General features: G+C 62.4%; 20 protein-coding genes and 2 pseudogenes. 9 read left to right on the top strand and 13 right to left on the bottom strand.

Annotated elements, in window-relative coordinates:
• Positions 1-24: 24 nt before the first annotated feature.
• Positions 25-777 (bottom strand): SDR family oxidoreductase, encoded by a 753-nt coding sequence (locus IVB28_RS26805; protein ID WP_247530196.1) that lies wholly within the window; start codon positions 775-777, stop codon positions 25-27.
• Between the two features lie 116 nt (positions 778-893).
• Here IVB28_RS26805 and IVB28_RS26800 point away from each other — a divergent pair, with 116 nt between their 5' ends.
• Positions 894-1,844, top strand: a complete 951-nt coding sequence (locus IVB28_RS26800; protein WP_247530194.1) for a LysR family transcriptional regulator — start codon at positions 894-896, stop codon at positions 1,842-1,844.
• A gap of 10 nt (positions 1,845-1,854) precedes the next feature.
• Here the strand turns inward: IVB28_RS26800 and IVB28_RS26795 are convergent, their stop codons facing one another.
• Positions 1,855-2,112, bottom strand: coding sequence for a hypothetical protein (locus IVB28_RS26795; RefSeq protein WP_247530392.1), 258 nt, complete (start codon positions 2,110-2,112; stop codon positions 1,855-1,857).
• 149 nt (positions 2,113-2,261) lie between these two features.
• On the opposite strand from IVB28_RS26795, the gene IVB28_RS26790 reads away from it, so the two are divergent.
• The gene (locus IVB28_RS26790) at positions 2,262-3,248 is read left to right on the top strand and encodes a tripartite tricarboxylate transporter substrate binding protein (RefSeq protein WP_247530192.1); all 987 of its coding nucleotides are present in this window, start codon (positions 2,262-2,264) and stop codon (positions 3,246-3,248) included.
• A gap of 94 nt (positions 3,249-3,342) precedes the next feature.
• Positions 3,343-3,699: a hypothetical protein gene (locus IVB28_RS26785; RefSeq protein WP_247530190.1), complete on the top strand. Its 357-nt coding sequence runs from the start codon at positions 3,343-3,345 to the stop codon at positions 3,697-3,699.
• Between the two features lie 60 nt (positions 3,700-3,759).
• Here the strand turns inward: IVB28_RS26785 and IVB28_RS26780 are convergent, their stop codons facing one another.
• The 4 genes and pseudogenes from IVB28_RS26780 to IVB28_RS26765 form a co-directional block, all read right to left on the bottom strand.
• Positions 3,760-4,590, bottom strand: a complete 831-nt coding sequence (locus IVB28_RS26780; protein WP_247530189.1) for an adenylate/guanylate cyclase domain-containing protein — start codon at positions 4,588-4,590, stop codon at positions 3,760-3,762.
• A gap of 59 nt (positions 4,591-4,649) precedes the next feature.
• Positions 4,650-5,117, bottom strand: a complete 468-nt coding sequence (locus IVB28_RS26775; RefSeq protein WP_247530188.1) for a YbaK/EbsC family protein — start codon at positions 5,115-5,117, stop codon at positions 4,650-4,652.
• Between the two features lie 41 nt (positions 5,118-5,158).
• The gene (locus IVB28_RS26770; RefSeq protein WP_247530187.1) at positions 5,159-5,890 is read right to left on the bottom strand and encodes a haloacid dehalogenase type II; all 732 of its coding nucleotides are present in this window, start codon (positions 5,888-5,890) and stop codon (positions 5,159-5,161) included.
• A gap of 90 nt (positions 5,891-5,980) precedes the next feature.
• A pseudogene (locus IVB28_RS26765) lies at positions 5,981-6,156 on the bottom strand (zinc-binding dehydrogenase); the annotation flags it as partial.
• On the opposite strand from IVB28_RS26765, the pseudogene IVB28_RS26760 reads away from it, so the two are divergent.
• Positions 6,155-6,322, top strand: a pseudogene (locus IVB28_RS26760) (MerR family DNA-binding protein); the annotation flags it as partial. The pseudogenes IVB28_RS26765 and IVB28_RS26760 sit on opposite strands and share 2 nt — an antisense overlap.
• 1,406 nt (positions 6,323-7,728) lie before the next feature.
• On the opposite strand, the gene IVB28_RS29450 reads toward IVB28_RS26760, so the two are convergent.
• The 5 genes from IVB28_RS29450 to IVB28_RS26740 form a co-directional block, all read right to left on the bottom strand.
• The gene (locus IVB28_RS29450) at positions 7,729-7,857 is read right to left on the bottom strand and encodes a hypothetical protein (protein ID WP_256467018.1); all 129 of its coding nucleotides are present in this window, start codon (positions 7,855-7,857) and stop codon (positions 7,729-7,731) included.
• Between the two features lie 161 nt (positions 7,858-8,018).
• Positions 8,019-8,984 (bottom strand): TIGR03885 family FMN-dependent LLM class oxidoreductase, encoded by a 966-nt coding sequence (locus tag IVB28_RS26755; RefSeq protein WP_247530185.1) that lies wholly within the window; start codon positions 8,982-8,984, stop codon positions 8,019-8,021.
• A gap of 107 nt (positions 8,985-9,091) precedes the next feature.
• Complete coding sequence (locus IVB28_RS26750) at positions 9,092-9,349, bottom strand: DUF2934 domain-containing protein (protein WP_247530184.1); 258 nt, start codon at positions 9,347-9,349, stop codon at positions 9,092-9,094.
• Positions 9,350-9,361: 12 nt separating this feature from the next.
• Positions 9,362-9,703, bottom strand: a complete 342-nt coding sequence (locus IVB28_RS26745; RefSeq protein WP_247530183.1) for a hypothetical protein — start codon at positions 9,701-9,703, stop codon at positions 9,362-9,364.
• A 170-nt stretch (positions 9,704-9,873) separates the two neighbouring features.
• Positions 9,874-10,245 carry a helix-turn-helix domain-containing protein gene (locus tag IVB28_RS26740; protein WP_247530391.1) on the bottom strand — a complete coding sequence of 124 codons (372 nt, stop codon included), beginning with the start codon at positions 10,243-10,245 and terminating at the stop codon, positions 9,874-9,876.
• Between the two features lie 147 nt (positions 10,246-10,392).
• On the opposite strand from IVB28_RS26740, the gene IVB28_RS26735 reads away from it, so the two are divergent.
• Positions 10,393-11,127, top strand: a complete 735-nt coding sequence (locus IVB28_RS26735; protein WP_247530182.1) for an SDR family oxidoreductase — start codon at positions 10,393-10,395, stop codon at positions 11,125-11,127.
• A 59-nt stretch (positions 11,128-11,186) separates the two neighbouring features.
• Here IVB28_RS26735 and IVB28_RS26730 read toward each other — a convergent pair whose 3' ends face one another.
• Positions 11,187-12,071: an amidohydrolase family protein gene (locus IVB28_RS26730; RefSeq protein WP_027565452.1), complete on the bottom strand. Its 885-nt coding sequence runs from the start codon at positions 12,069-12,071 to the stop codon at positions 11,187-11,189.
• Positions 12,072-12,379: 308 nt separating this feature from the next.
• Between IVB28_RS26730 and ykgO the strand changes: the two genes are divergently transcribed.
• From ykgO to IVB28_RS26715, 3 genes are all read left to right on the top strand, one after another.
• A complete protein-coding gene (gene ykgO / locus IVB28_RS26725) occupies positions 12,380-12,505 on the top strand; it encodes a type B 50S ribosomal protein L36 (protein ID WP_006611362.1) in 126 nt (41 codons plus the stop codon).
• 118 nt (positions 12,506-12,623) lie between these two features.
• A complete protein-coding gene (locus tag IVB28_RS26720) occupies positions 12,624-13,256 on the top strand; it encodes a tetratricopeptide repeat protein (RefSeq protein ID WP_247530180.1) in 633 nt (210 codons plus the stop codon).
• 125 nt (positions 13,257-13,381) lie between these two features.
• On the top strand, positions 13,382-13,642 hold the full coding sequence (locus IVB28_RS26715) for a hypothetical protein (RefSeq protein WP_247530178.1): 261 nt from the start codon (positions 13,382-13,384) through the stop codon (positions 13,640-13,642).
• A 109-nt stretch (positions 13,643-13,751) separates the two neighbouring features.
• Here IVB28_RS26715 and IVB28_RS26710 read toward each other — a convergent pair whose 3' ends face one another.
• On the bottom strand, positions 13,752-13,934 hold the full coding sequence (locus tag IVB28_RS26710) for a hypothetical protein (protein ID WP_247530177.1): 183 nt from the start codon (positions 13,932-13,934) through the stop codon (positions 13,752-13,754).
• Positions 13,935-14,264: 330 nt separating this feature from the next.
• Between IVB28_RS26710 and IVB28_RS26705 the strand changes: the two genes are divergently transcribed.
• The gene (locus tag IVB28_RS26705) at positions 14,265-15,221 is read left to right on the top strand and encodes an alpha/beta hydrolase (RefSeq protein ID WP_247530175.1); all 957 of its coding nucleotides are present in this window, start codon (positions 14,265-14,267) and stop codon (positions 15,219-15,221) included.
• Positions 15,222-15,487: the final 266 nt, after the last annotated feature.

Raw genomic sequence — 15,487 nt, 5'->3', positions numbered from 1 at the left:
CCTGATTGGAGGGCAGGGTTTGGCTTACGCGCCAAACCCGCCGTCGACATTGAGCACGGTGCCGGTGACGAAGGAGGCGTCCGGGCTCGCGAGGAAAACGACGCCGGCGGCGACTTCCTCGGGACGGCCGAAGCGTTGCAGCGCGTGCTGCTTGCGCTGGGTCTCGGCGAACTCGCCGCCATCCTTCGGATTCATGTCGGTGTCGATCGAGCCGGGCTGCACCACGTTCACCGTGATGCCGCGCGGGCCAAGATCGCGTGCCGCGCCCTTGGTGTAGCCAACCACGGCCGCCTTGGTGGCGACGTAGTCGGCGAGGCCCGGGAACGAGGCGCGATCGGCGAGCATGGAGCCGACGGTGACGATGCGGCCGCCTTCACCCATCAATTGCGAAGCGGCGCGGATCGCCGCGATGACGCCATGCACATTGACCTGGTCCTGTCGTGCAAGCGCTTCGATGTCGGCATTGGCATCGTCGATCGCACCTCCGGCGGCGACGCCGGCATTGTTGACGAGGATGTCGAGATGGCCGAATTCCGTGGCGACGTCATTGACCAATTGCGTGACGTCCTTCGCGGAAGCCTGGTCGGCCTTGAAAGCGCGGGCCCTGACGCCCTTGGCTTGCAATTCAGTGACGACCGCTTCCGCCTTTTCCGGCGAGGCGACATAGCTGATGGCGACATCTGCGCCTTCATCGGCGAGTGCGCGGGCAGAGGCCGCGCCGATGCCGCGCGAGCCGCCGGTGACCAGGGCAACCTTGCCTGAGAGCTTCTTGGTCATGGGATTTCTCCATTCCTGAATTCCTGATGACCCTTGGATAAGCCTCCTTCTGTGGTATATAAATAGAAACTATCGAAACGCATTGTTTCCCAAAAAGTAAGTTCGGACCTGCTCCCATGGCAAAACTCCCTGATTTCGAGGCGCTCGCGATTTTCGCAAAAGTCGTGGAATTACGTTCATTTGCGGGGGCGGCGGGCGAGCTCGCGATGTCCAAGGCGACGGTCTCGAAGGCGGTGACTCGATTGGAGGAGCGGTTAGGCGCCCGCCTGTTCAACCGTACCTCGCGCCGCCTGGCGCTGACCGATGCCGGCCACAAGCTCGCCGACCGCGCGACGCGCCTTCTGGCCGACGGCGAGGCCGCGGAGAACGAGGCGCTGGCGCAGTCGGTGGCGCCGCGCGGCCTGGTGCGGCTCGCGGTGCCCATGACGTTCGGCATCAAGGCGGTGGCGCCGCTGTTGCCCGAGTTCTTCGAGGCCTATCCGGACGTCTCGGTCGATCTGCATTTGAGCGATGCGACGGTGGATTTGATTGGCGAGGGATTTGACATGGCGGTGCGGATCGCGCGGCTGCCGGATTCTTCGCTGATCGCGCGGCAGCTCTTCACCATGCCGCGCTACACCGTGGCCGCGCCGTCCTACCTGAAGCAATACGGGCGGCCGACGCATCCGATGCATTTGGCCGAGCATAAATGCTTCAGCTACGCCTATCTCTCCACGCCCAACGTCTGGCACTACACCAATTCGGCCGGCGAGCAGGCCAGCGTGCGCCCGGGCGGTCCGCTTCGCGTCAATAATGGCGAGGCGTTGATGCCCGCGCTCATCGCAGGCCTCGGCATCGCCGAGTTGCCCGAGTTCATCGTCGGCGAAGCGATCTCGTCGGGCGAGGTCGAAGTCATCCTGAAGGACTGGAAGCAGGCCGAAGGCGCCGTGCACCTGGTGACGCCGCCCGGCGGCCCGCGCCCCGCCCGCGTCGAAGCGCTCGGCGATTTTCTCGCGGCCAAGCTGCCGGGCACGTGCAAGCGGCGGACGCGCGGGAAAGCGAAGGCGTCGGAGCGAGCGCCTCAATGACGGTGTTGGACTAAGCCACTTTCACGCCGTCGATCGCGACGATGCGCAGGCTTGGCTTCAGCGTCCCCTCCAGCTGCGTCTTCAATTCGTGAACGCGAGGGTCGCTCGACCGCTTCGCACAGACTGCATATTGATGGACCGATTGCGCCAGGGCGCGCCGCGCTTCCGGCGTCTGCGTCAATTCGGGCTTTGAAAGCCGCAACACGATCGCCGCGAGATTCACCAGCATCTCGTCCAGCGCAACGTCGATGGTCGCCAGATTCCGCATCATCCACTCTCCCTGGGAGGGCAACAGCGGGTCCAGACATGCGTTCCTGGCGGAGCCGGACATGGCTAACGCTTCGTAAACGTCTTGTTCTTGCCGCCTGGCGCGTTAGGCTGGCAGCGAAACAAGAAAAATCAGGGGAGGGCACCATCATGGATCGCCGCGATCTTCTGCGCGCCGCTGCGACATTGCCGTTGTTCCGGATTGCAGCACCGGGCCCGGCCTTCGCCCAAACCTATCCGGTACGCAACATCACCCTCATCGTGCCGTTTCCGGCCGGAGGCCAGGCCGATCTCGCGGCACGGCCCGTCGCCATGGCGCTGGAGCGGATCCTCGGCAAGCCTGTCATCGTCGACAACAGGGCCGGAGGCGGCGGCGGCTCGGTCGGCAATGCCGCGGCGGCACGCGCCGAGCCCGACGGCTACACGCTGCTGATGACGCTGTCCTCGCTCGCGGTGCTCCCCGAGGCCGATCGCCTGTTCGAACGCCCGGCCGCCTACGAGGTGTCGCAGTTCATGCCGATCGCGCGCGTGCTCGCCGATCCCACCCTGTTGGCGGTCCCGGCCTCGGCGCCGTGGAAAACGGCGCAGGATTTCGTCGAGGATGCGAAGAAGCGCCCGGGTCAGATCACCTACGGCTCGTCTGGGCCCTACGGCACGCTGCATGTGGCGATGGAGATGTTCGCAAGCAGTGCCGGCATCAAGCTGCTGCACGTGCCGTTCCGCGGCGCAGGTCCCGCGCTCACCGCGATCCTCAGTGGTACCGTGCAGGCGATCGCAGCCGCACCCGGCACGTTGAAGCCGCAGGTCGACGACGGCAAGTTGCGCGTGCTCGGCAATTGCGGGGCCCGGCGTATCGCGAGCTTTCCTGACGTGCCGACCTTCCAGGAGCTCGGCTACAAGGATGTCGAGATGTACATCTGGGCCGGGCTGTTCGCACAGAGCTCTCTTCCGGCGCCGATCGCGACACGCCTGCGCGAGGCGATGGCACAGGTGATGACGAGCCCGGACGTGCTCAAGGCTTTTGAGACCTCCGGCAGTCTCGTCGCCTACCAGGACGCGCCGGCCTTCGCCGAATTCGTCGCGGTGGACAGCACGCGGCTGATTACGGCGGTGAAGAAGATCGGCAAGGTGGAGTAGGTTCCGGTCCTGAATTCACATTTTGTTGTTGGTCCAGAACCGGCTCCCGCCTCATTAATTGATGAGAATTCGCAGGAAGCGAGAAGGACCGGACATGCGAACAGGGCGGATTGCGCTAGGTGTGGCGCTCGCAATCGGCGGCATCGTCGCGCAGGGCGCAGCACGCGCCGAAGAATATCGCGGAACCATGCAACAGCAGATGGCCTGCACGCCGGATGTGTGGCGCCTCTGCAGCGACCAGATCCCGGATGTGAGCCGCATCACGGCATGTTTGCAGCAGAACACACCGCAGCTATCGAGCGGCTGCCGCGCCGTGTTCCAGTCCAACAACCAGATGCCGCCGCAGCAGCAGGTCCCACGCAATCGCGCCGCCCCGCCGCCGCGCTACAACAATGCGCCGCCGCCGCCTCCGCAGGCGCAGCCGCGTCCCTATGACGATAACGACGATTAGGCACTGTTGAGCGCGTGATCCGGAAGGATGCGCAGGCGCGACGCGGTGGTGCTGCCTCGTTCAGCGCTCGCTTCTGCTGTCCGATTCAGGTCGGTTTCCGAGCACCATCCGCATAATCACACCGAAAAGAATGGCTGCGACTGGCCAATGGAACCAGATCCTGTGGCTGGTGAGCAGATTAATCACAATCAGGAAGGCCGAGACGGAGAGGGCCGCTGCAACATGGCGGGGCAGCCTTCTCAGCCAATCAGAGACGGCATTCATTGAGGAAGCTGGCGCGCGCCCGTCGTCCAGCCGCGGGGCACGCGCTCTCCCTGAGGGAGCTGCGCTCTCCTCGATCGGGAAGCTCCTTGGTCCCGCGGCTTGGCCAGCCAGGGTCAACCGATAACTGGTCAGGGGGGCGATGTTCTTCATCGGGCGCTGGCCGAGGCAGTCGAAGCCGACGGACAATTTGTTGTGCACCTGATCGTAGACGGAGCTCGAGATCACGACGCCGCCGGGCTCAGCAAGCTCTTGCAGGCGTGATGCGATATTGACTCCGTCGCCATAGATGTCGGAGCCGTCCACCATCACGTCGCCGAGGTTGATGCCGATGCGAAACTGCATGGGGCTTGCCTGCGACGCGTCCGGAGCTTGGTCGGAGATTTCCTGCTGAATCTCGACCGCGCATTGTACGGCCTCGACGACGCTGGCGAACTCGGCGATCACGGCATCGCCCCAGGTATTCACGATGCGGCCGTCATGACGCTCGACCAAGCGCGCAATTGCCGTGCGGTAGCGGCGGAGCGTCTCCAACGTTCCGGTCTCGTCTGCTTCCATGAGACGAGAATAGCCGTACACGTCAGCGCACAGCACGGTGGTCAGTCGTCGTTTCACCTTGTCGTCGGTCATGGTCGCTATGCTAGCCTCCCTGACCGGAAAATGCATCAGGCATCGTATCCGATGCCACCTTACGGCCTGACCTCGCAGACATCGACCCATTCGGCTCCGGTGAGCTCGGCCATCCGCTCTGGCGTGATGCGTACCGCGCTGTGGGTCGACCCGGCGGCCGGCACCACGACGTCGAATGCCCTCAGCGAGATGTCGCAATAGACCGGAAGCGGCGACTTCAGGCCGAACGGGCAGACGCCGCCGACCTCGTGGCCGGTGATCTCGGCGACCTCTTCCAGCCCCAGCATCTTCGGCTTGCCGCCGAATTGCGCCCTGATCTTCTTGTTGTCCATCCGTGATGTGCCCGCGGCCACGATCAGGATCACGCGCTCGCCGATGCGCAAGGACAGCGTCTTGGCGATACGGCCGCGCTCGACCCCGTAGGCTTCGGCGGCAAGCGGCACCGTCGCCGAGCTGATCGGCGATTCCATCACTGTGATTTCGGGGGCTTTCTCGGCGAAGAAGGCGCGAACGGATTGAAGGCTCATTCCAAACGGCTCATTGCGGGCTTATGGGTGGGTGGCGATACTTACGCGATCCCCGGCAGCTCGGACAGCGAACGGACGCGGTGGTCCGGCGCAAGGCCAAGCTCGTCCATCTGCGTGCGGATCGCCTTGAACATCGTCAGCGGTGCCACGAGTTCGTTCTCGACGCAAGCCAGCGCCATCGCCTCCGGCGTCACGCGTTCGATCCAGGCGACGTTCAGCCCGAACGACTTCGCCCCGGCCACGTCCCAGGGATTGGACGAGACGAACATAACCTCGTTCGGTGCGGTGCCGAGCACCTCGCCGATCAGCGCATAAGCTTCCGGGCTCGGCTTGAAGATCTTCTTCTCATCGACGCTGATGGTGGCATCAAGCAGGGCATCGAGGCCGGAATTGCGCACCAGCGCATTCAGCATGTCCGGGCTGCCGTTGGAAAGGATCGCAAGCTTTCGCGGCTTCAAGGCTGCAAGCGCGCTTGTCGCGTCCGGATAGAGGTCGAGCTGCAGATATTTCTCGATCACGCGCTCGAACGCCTCGCTTTCATAGGCAAGGCCGAGAACGCGTAGCGTATAGGCGAGCGAGTCGCGGGTGACGGCTGCAAAATCCTGGTAGCGCCGCATCAGCGAGCGCAGCCAGGTGTATTCGAGCTGCTTGATCCGCCAGACCTGCGTGATGATCTCGCCATAGCCCGGAAACGCATCCTCGGTGATCTCCGCGACCGATTGGATGTCGTAGAGCGTTCCATAGGCGTCGAAGACCACGGCTTTGAGATTCAATGGACAGGCCCTCCGGGATCGCTGCAGGTGACGGCATTATATCCGGCGTCGCGATGTCGATCCAAGCAGGAAAGTCGAATTGAGTGCCGTCTAGAACCTCACGACGATCTTGCCGAAATGTGAGCCGCTCCGGAGATGCGCATAGGCTTCGGGGACCTTGTCGAATGCATAGACCCGATCGACGATGGGGGGATCGCATGTTCGGTCAAAAGCCGGTTCAGCGCCGTGAAATGTTCGACCGATCCGACTGTCACTCCGATGATGTCCGGCATGACGCTCGAAACCATCCAGCGCTTGCTGCCATGCGTGCAGAACAACGATCCGGCGTTCACGCCGTGTAACGAGCTACGTAGAATACTTGCTGAGCAAGTCGATCTGATCAGTGAGCGCATCGAGACGCTCAGCCAAAGCCGGACCATTCTGGTGGGCTAGACCGACGCAGCGCCCACGTCAGCTTCCTGCTGTGGTGTCTTGCAGGTCGCCGACATCGCACACGGCGCGCCGGCGTTCGCCGTAGCGGGTCCGGCCGTCGGCTGCGACGGATCAAAGCGCTTGTGCCGATTACTCGTCAGAAGTGCCAAGCACTGAGCGCCAGCATGACCGGCAGCGAAGAGCCTAGGAACGCAAAGTACATGGCGACGTCCCTCTGGTTGTCACTCAACTGGGAATAAGCTTTCCGCATCTTTCGAATCTCCGTTATGCCTCCAACATCTTTGCGCGTACCGCCGTTCCTATGCTCCGAAGTAAAAAGGCTCCCGGTCTTGGACCGAGAGCCTTTACTGGCACTAGGGGTACATCCGCCCTAACGTGCCGTGTCCTCGCTGCCGGGAAAGCCCGCGAATGCCCTTCACTTCCGAGATCGAGACTCTCGGCCAAGTCACTTGGCGCGCGGTTGGTTGCTAACGCGGTTCGCGTAGATGCCGTTCGAGGTCAATCGCTCGATCTGCATTGTAGGCGCGCTTCAGCAACGAGTTGCGTTCCTCGCCTGCAGGTCGTTGGTCCGCCTGCTCTCGCAAATTCGTCGCGAACTGCGCCAGCCGCATTTCGAGAGAGGCTGTTTGCTTGAATCTCCTCCTGCGCTTGATCAACGGTGACACTCCCTTTGAACGTTCGGGAGTTATATCCTCAGCAAGATGCAAGCTGCAGGCACATAAGTTAATCGTGCATACGAAGTTTTTTTGCCGGGGGCATCAAATGATAGGGCGAGCGACTGGCTTGGCGCTAGAGTCGATGCCTCACAGCCATTCAAAGATCGAGGAAGATGATCAGAAAAAAATCCATTCCGCCGACCGAGGTGGATCGTTTCATTGCAACTCAAGCGGCAACGAAGACAAATCCAATCATTCAGAAATGCCTCCGGACAGCAACGTGGGCGGCCGATGGCCACGTACTTGGTCCCGCCGCGGCAGCAATATGGCTTGCCTCATGGGCCGGTGGGCGGCGTCATCGCGCGACCGCGAGCCATGTGGCGGTGACGGTGGCGGCAGCCATCGCTGTTCCGAAAGTCATCAAGAACCTGGTCGACCGGCAACGACCTGACCGTTGCGTGGTGGGTTCCGATCGGCGAGGTGTTGGTATCTCTGGGCAGCCGTACGATTCCTTTCCCTCCGGCCACAGCGTGCATCTTGGAGCTGTCGTCGGAGCCTTGGCTTGGGCTTACCCCAACAAAAGTCGGTACGTCTATGCGGCCGGGGGAGCGCTCGCTGCGACCAGAATAGCCGTCCTGGCACATTGGCCCACGGACGTCCTTGCTGGATGGGCGCTAGGTGCCGCGATAGAGAAGTCGATCCGCAAGCTATCTGCCTGAGGATGGTCTGCCGGATGCAACAAAAGGGCTCTCAGCGCACGTTGGCGATGATGGCGGCCACGCGCTGGGCGTGCTGATCCACGATGACGAGACCTTTGCCCGCGATCAGATACTGGTCTCCCCGAAAACGTTCTTGGTTACGGGAAAGATTTGCGACCAAGGGAAGCGCCTCCGATTTCCTTCCCCACCTGAGCATCGATCCGCCGTTTCCTAAGTCGCTGCTCTGAGACTCGCACAGTGACCCCGAGCTTTGCTGAGCAGCTCCTATTGTCGGATTGGAACGTTCGCCTCGCGGCCGCGGCCACCCTCTTCAGCACTTCGTCATTTCTCCCTGACGGCTGGGAGAACCTGCTCGGCGAAGGCCTCAATGAAGCTCAATTGCCGTCGCCCCACTTGGTGGAGATGGATCTCGGCGAATCCCATTTCTGCGTACTGGGCAAGCCAAGCTCGGTGGCGTCCCAGGTCTGCGGACACCAGGACTGATTGACGGATGTCCTCGCCCTTGAGCAGGCGGGCTACCTTGTCGAAATCCTGTGGTCGACGAAGGTCCCAATTCACCTCTCCGCCGACGGCATTTGAAGCCCATTGGTGTAAGGCCTCGGCTTCAGCCTCCTCTTCGGTCGGAGCCCAGGACAGTGCCATTTGCAGGATGATGGGCTTACCGGCCCCGCCTCCTCGACAGAAAGCCTCTATGATCCTGGTAAGTTGCTCTGGCTCCGCCTGAACGGTGATGAGAGCGTCGGCCCAGCCGCCGAGCCACTCTGCTGTCTTCTCGGTCACGGCCGCGCCGACCAGCATGACCGGCTCCTCCGGGCGGGTGTAGAGCTTTGCCTCGACGACGTTCACCCGGCCGCGATGTGTGACAGTCTCGCCTGCGAGGAGCTCCCTGATGATCTCTACACACTCGAGAAGGCGTGCATTGCGCTCCTGCTTCTCGGGCCACGGCATGCCGGTGATGGATTCGTTGATTGCCTCGCCGCTGCCGAGGGCTAACCAAAGGCGCCCCGGATACATCTGCCCGAGTGTCGCCGCACCCTGTGCGATCACAGCAGGATGATAACGATAACCAGGTGCCGTAATGATCCCGAAGTCCAGGCTGGTTGCTTCCATTGCAGCACCGAGCCAAGACCATGCAAATCCCGATTGCCCCTGTCGCTCGCTCCACGGATGAAAATGGTCGGATGACATGGCACACTCGAAGCCTGCCTCCTCAGCCAGCTTGGTCCACCGGAGCAGATCAGCCGGCGCAAATTGCTCGTGCGAAACGTGATATCCGAAGCGGGCCATTGTCTTGGAGCCGTTTGGTCTTCATTCCAAAGATTTGAGGAGAGGCGAGTCTGCATGCGCTGAAGTGCAAGCAGGGCCTGCCGGCGCAGGGCGCCCGTCACCCGGCGCTACTCGCGCGCGATTTCGCCGGGAATATGCTGCTCCCCCTGGTCGGTGAGAGTTGGAAACTCACCTTGGTTCACCAAGGCCTCCACCGGCTCGGTGGTTTCGTTTGTGACCGGTTTCTGCATCTGCGGCTTCGCGTCCTCGAATGCGATTGCCAACCGCGCCAGTTCCCAATGCGCTTCGGCCTTTCCTTCCGGTTGCCCCTCGTCCAGCCACATACGATGGGCCCGCTCGCGTATTCTCTGCTCCAGATCAGTCATGCGGCGTCCGCTTCAGATGATTTTGGGCATCGATTCGGCCCGGTCGAACACTGGATCGTCCGAGTCGTCGACATCAGTCTCGTCCTCGGCCGCCGCGCGAACGTCTTCTTCCGTCTCGCTCAGTCCGTCGGTCGTCTCGTTTGCTCCCATGCCCGGCTGATGCCGCCCGGTCACCTCGCTCCTCGGCCGCGCGCCGACAGGTTTGTCCACGTCTGCGGCGGAGGGCGAAGCCGGATCAGCGCCAAGATCATCTTCTCGACCTGCGATCCCGGGAAGCAATACTTCATCTGATCCCCGCACCTCGGCGGTGTTAGCGTATTGCGATCCAGCTGCGGAATGTTCCTTACGATCCAAGGCTGCCTCCTATCTGATCGAGGACTAGCGCTTTATCGCCGTGATCGTTCCTATGGATCGCGTCGCTAAGAGCCTGCGCGAACAGCGAGCGTCCCTGAGCGACGCTGCTTGTGAGGCAGCGAAATGATTGATGTGCTCCGCCGGATATTCCAGACGAAGAGCAGCGCAAGTCAGACAGTCGGCCGACGTTCTCGCCGCGCCCAGGTCGCCCGCTCGGCGAACACCCGAGTGACCTCAGCCATGTGCTCCGTGCCCCACGTGCACAGTGGCACCAGCGCTTCGCCCAGGCTGTGGCCCAAAGGCGTGAGGCTATAATCCACCCGCGGCGGCACCTCCTTGTAATCGGTCCGCTTCACGAGACCGTCGGCCTCCAATTCCTTGAGTTGCTGGATCAGCATCTTGTCGCTGACGTCGCGCATGGCGCGCCGGAGTTCGCCGTAGCGGCTCGGGCCGTCCTGGGCGAGGAAGTACAGGATCAGCGGCTTCCACTTGCCGGCGATGACCCGCAAGGTGGCATCTAAGCCGCAGGTGAAGCCGGGCAAAGTCGGCGTGCAACGCTGGACATTCGGTGGAGACTGCGTCGGCGGATAGGCTGGATCTGACATTTTTAGGCACTTACCAAAAGGTGCATACTTGTCGATAGGTGGGTACGCCGCCAGCTGTGTGCAACCTCAGTGAAGGAGCACATCATGAGCAGACTACAAGGCAAGACGGCAGTGGTGACCGGCGGCGGAACCGGCATCGGATTTGGAGCCGCAAAACGGTTCGTCGACGAAGGCGCATTCGTCTATCTCTTCGGGAGGCGGCAGGAGCCGCTCGACGCCGCCGTTGCGAAACTGGGTCCCTCGGCGCGCGCAGTCAGGGGCTCGGTGACGGAATTGTCCGACCTCGATCGGCTGTATGCCGCGGTGAAAGCCGAACGTGGCGGACTCGACATTCTGTTCGCCAATGCCGGCACCGGATTGTTCGCGCCGCTCGGCGAGATCACGGTCGAGCATTACGATCATATCTTCGACGTCAATGTGAAAGGACTGGTGTTTTCAGTGCAGAAGGCCCTGCCTCTGATGAGAGAAGGCTCGTCGATCATCCTGACGGGTTCGAGCACGGGGGTAATGGGGACGCCGCAATTCAGCATCTACAGCGCGACCAAGGCCGCGATCCGCAATCTGGCGCGCAGCTGGGCGCAGGACCTGCGCGGCACCGGCATCCGCGTCAATGTGCTGTCGCCGGGACCGACCAAAACCGAGCTGGCGCTGGAGATCGTCGGCGAGAAGGCATTTGATGCGCTTGGGAGCATGACGCCCATAGGGCGCGTCGGCGACCCCGCTGAGACCGGTGCGGTGGCCGCGTTCCTGGCGTCCTCGGACAGCAGCTTCATGACCGGCGGCGAGGTCTTCGTCGATGGAGGTCTCGCGCAAGTCTGAGGCTTTGAGCATGAGGGCTTCGGCAATCCGAAGCCCTCGATGCGCTGACAAATACGCGACTAGATTCCCAGCAGCTTGCGTGCGTTGGCCTTGAGCACCTTCGGCCGGATCTCGTCGCGGATCTCGATTTTGGCAAAGTCCGACAGCCAGCGGTCGGGGGTGATCACCGGCCAGTCCGATCCGAACAGCATCTTGTCCTGAAGAATCGAGTTGATGTAGCGCACCAGGATCGGCGGGAAGTACTTTGGCGACCAGCCCGAGAGGTCGATATAGACGTTCGGCTTGTGGGTCGCGACCGACAGCGCTTCCTCCTGCCAGGGGAAGGAGGGGTGGGCGAGGATGATCTTGAGGTCGGGGAAGTCGGCCGCGACATCGTCCATGTACATCGGGTTGGAGTATTTCAGCCGCATGCCCATGCCGCCGGGCATGCCGGAGCCGACGCCGGTCTGGCCGGTGTGAAACAGCGCGATCGCGCCGCCATTGTTGATCTCTTCATAGAGCGGATAGGCCATGCGGTCGTTGGCGTAAAAGCCCTGCATGGTCGGGTGGAATTTGAAGCCGCGCACCCCGTATTCCTCGATCAGCTTGCGCGCCTCGCGCACGCCGAGCTTGCCCTTGTGCGGGTCGATCGAGACGAAGGGGATCAGGACGTCGAGATGGTCGGAGGCGATCTCCAGCATCTCTTCATTCTTGTAGCGGCGGAAGCCGGTCTCGCGCTCGGCGTCGACCGGGAAGATTACGGCCGCGATGTTCTTGGAGCGATAGTAGGCCGCAGTCTCCGGCACGGTCGGCGGATGCTTGTGCGGCGACTTGAAATAGTCGGCCATCTGCGCCTGAAAATCGTCATAGCCGTCGTCGGGATGGGTGCCGCAGGGCTCCTCGGCATGGGTGTGGATGTCGATGGCGACGACATCGTCGATATTGGGCAGCTTCAGCTTCGGCATGGGTGTCCTCCCGACGGGTTGCCGAATTGATTATATGATATAACGAATTTGGCAAGGCGTCGTTGACCGCCTTGAACCCCCGCGAATAAATCAGGCCGATCCGGCCGGTTCTACTGTGCATGGGGTTGTTTTCGCAAATTGCGGGTTCGGAAGGCGGCAGTTAACATTGACAGCCCCTCCCGCCATGCCTTAAGAACCGCCCCGTCCCGGGCGGTCGTCCGCCAGCGGGAAAAATATCATTTTGCCACATTCGCGCGTGCCGAAACGGTAGTGCCGAACACGGCCTTTCGAACGTTCAGGATTCTGCCATGAAGGTCCGTAACTCGCTGAAATCACTGCGCGGTCGCCATCGCGCCAACCGCCTGGTCCGCCGCAAGGGCCGGGTCTATGTGATCAACAAGGTGCAGCGCCGCTTCAAGGCTCGCCAGGGCTGATCTGAGGGGCTGATCTCGCCCTCGCGGTCGCCTCGCGCGTTCCCGAAAGACCACGGTCTCACACGAGTTTGACGCCGCCCTGCTTTGCAAGGGCGGCTTTGCGCGTTTACACTTGGCCATGGCTTTGAGATTCTCTTTTGCGCGCACCCTGTGTCTGGCCGTTGTGCTGGGAAGTGCTGGCCTCGCTCCAGCTCTGGCCCAGCAGGTTGATCCACCCGGCAAACAGAAGAAGCTCCCCGAGGCGCCGTCCAAGCTGCCGAAGGTCGATCGCACCAAGAATCTCGACTTCCTGTTCGGCGCGTTGAAGGCCGCGCCCGACGAGGTGAGCGCCAAGCATGTCGAGGCGCGGATCTGGGCGGTCTGGCTCCAGACCCCGAGCGACACCGCGGCGCTGCTGATGGCGCGCGCCAAGACCGCGGTCGACGCGAAGAAGATCGAAGTGGCGATCAAGCTGCTGGATTCGGTCATCAAGCTCAGGCCTGACTACATCGAAGCCTGGAACCGGCGCGCGACGCTTTATTACATGCAGAACGACTACGGCCGTTCCCTCGCCGATATCCAGCAGGTGCTGATGCGGGAGCCGCGCCATTTCGGCGCGCTCGCGGGCCTCGGCATGATCATGCAGGAGGTCGGTGACGAGAAGCGCGCGCTCGAGGCCTATCGCAAGGCGCTCGCCGTCAATCCGCACCTCGACAAGATCCCCGATCAAGTCAAGGCGCTGACCGAGAAGGTCGAAGGCCGCGACATCTAGCGGATAGTTTGATCATCTTCCGAGCGATGCGGACCTACGCGGATTAACCACGATCGGAAGCGCGGCGTCTTGCGTCCTGTTGCCGATGCCGCCGCAGGCCTACCTGCATGGCAGGAGCGAAAGCCATGAAGCGTTTGATCTTTGTAGCTGTATTGCTGCTCGCGTCGGGAACGTCGAGCTTCGCCGACGGGCTGTTCTGGGTGGTCGGCAACCGCGCCACCGGAAAATGCAATATCGTGACCAGCAATCCGGTCATCATCGGCGACATCTGGTTCGGCGACGGTCCCTACAAGTCCATGGCCGATGCCAGGCTTGCCCGTTCGACGATCCGCGCCTGTCCCGCGCCCACGCCCGACGAGGAAAAGGGTGAGGACGGGTCGAACTAACTCGCTTGCACCCAGTGCATGATCCGGAGTGCGCAGCGGTTTTCCGAAAAGAACATGCTTAAACAACAACGTGAAGCGCGATGGCGACTCATCCTGATCGCATCGCGCTTTAGTGCAGGACGCTGCCGCCGCGCTCGACCAGGCCGTGATTGGCGGCTGCGGCGTACGCCTTTGCAAGCTCCGTCTCGAGATGCTCGTTGATCAGGAGCAGCGCCCGCACGGCACCGCGCAGGTCGCCGTTGCAGCTCGCGACGATCTCGTCGATCGCAGTGTCGTTCGATCTGAAGCTCATTGAAAATCCTCCGGTTCAAACCAGGACAATTCTGCCGGTCTTTCCCACCTCCCCTGAGGCCTGCGAGGAGGATCGGCGCCCACCCGCGCCTAGATGGCCAAACCGACCATGGCGATAATATGGAAGCGCGATGACGGCTGCATGAAGCTGTTTCGAGGCTTGCGTGTCCTCTCCGAATACTGTTGATTCCATTGAGTTTTTACGTTCCCGAATTATGCACATATCCACAGCCCCAGCGTTCTCGGTGGAAGCATGGCAAGCCGTTGGAGCGAAACCGCCGCCGATCAGACCCGTAACTGCCCTGTGCCCAGGATCTCCCGGATTCTCTTTATGATCGTGATGTCAGTCGTGACGGCGCTGGTTCTGCTGGCGCTGGTCACGCAGGCCGGTATCGTCGCCGTGCAGCGCGCCTTTCCGCCGCAGGGCAGGATGGTCAAAGTTGATGGGGCGACGCTTCACGTCGTCGATATCGGCCCGCGCGATGCAGGGTTGCCGATCGTGATGTTGCACGGCGCGAGCTCCAATCTCGAAGCGATGCGGCGCCCGCTCGGCGACCTCCTCGCCAAAGACCATCGCGTCATCCTGGTCGACCGTCCCGGCCATGGCTGGAGCACGCGCGCGCGGCGCCAGGATTCCACACCGCAGATCCAGGCTCGGATGATCGACGAGGCGCTTCATAAGCTCGGGATCGAGCGTGCGGTCTTCGTCGTTCATTCCTGGAGCGGCGCGCTCGGCGCCCGGATTGCGATCGATCATCCCCACCGCGTCGCCGGCCTCGTCATGCTCGCGCCCGTCACCCATCCCTGGCCTGGCGGGGTTGGCCGCTACAACGAGATTATTGCAACGCCGGTGATCGGCCCGCTGCTCGCCTACACCATCACGCTGCCGCTCGGTTATTTCGTCGCCGAAGCCGGCGCACGGAACGTGTTCCTGCCGCAGACGATGCCGGACGGTTTCGTGCAGGACTCTGCGACGCCGCTGCTGCTGCGTCCGCGCGAATTCATCGCCAATGCCTATGATCTGGTGACGCTGAAGCAAGCGGTCGCCGCGCAGGTCGAACGCTACGGCGAGATCAAAGCTCCGGTCACGATCATCGCCGGCGAGCCCGACAAGACCGTAAAGACCGGCATCCACGCCCGCCCCTTCGCGGCCATGGTGCCGCATGCAAAGCTGATCGTGCTGCCCGATCTCGGCCACATGGTGCAGAACGCCGTGCCGGAGCGCGTGAAAGCGGAGATCGAGACGATGATCGGGAAAATCCTCCCGGCACAGGCTGCCGCCGACTAGGGCGTTTTGGAGCGAAGCGGCCGCTTCCGTAGCCCGGACGGAGCTTCCGCCCGGATGACGCTGGCGCACCCTCCGGGCTACGCGCTCGTGGCTGTGTCGCCCGCTGTCAATCCACCCGCGCAAAGATATTCCACTTTACCGAAATTCGGTTTTGACGTATGTGTCGCCTATCCCGGCTCACCAAGAGGGGCGATCTCGAGGTCGTCTTGATCGCGAGCCGGGCTTGCGGTGGACGCGGCAGCGTCGGCACGAGATGGGACGGGCAG

Origin of the sequence: Bradyrhizobium sp. 199 (assembly GCF_023073355.1) — a bacterium.
Taxonomy (GTDB): domain Bacteria; phylum Pseudomonadota; class Alphaproteobacteria; order Rhizobiales; family Xanthobacteraceae; genus Bradyrhizobium.
This window is presented reverse-complemented; position numbering and strand designations above follow the sequence as displayed.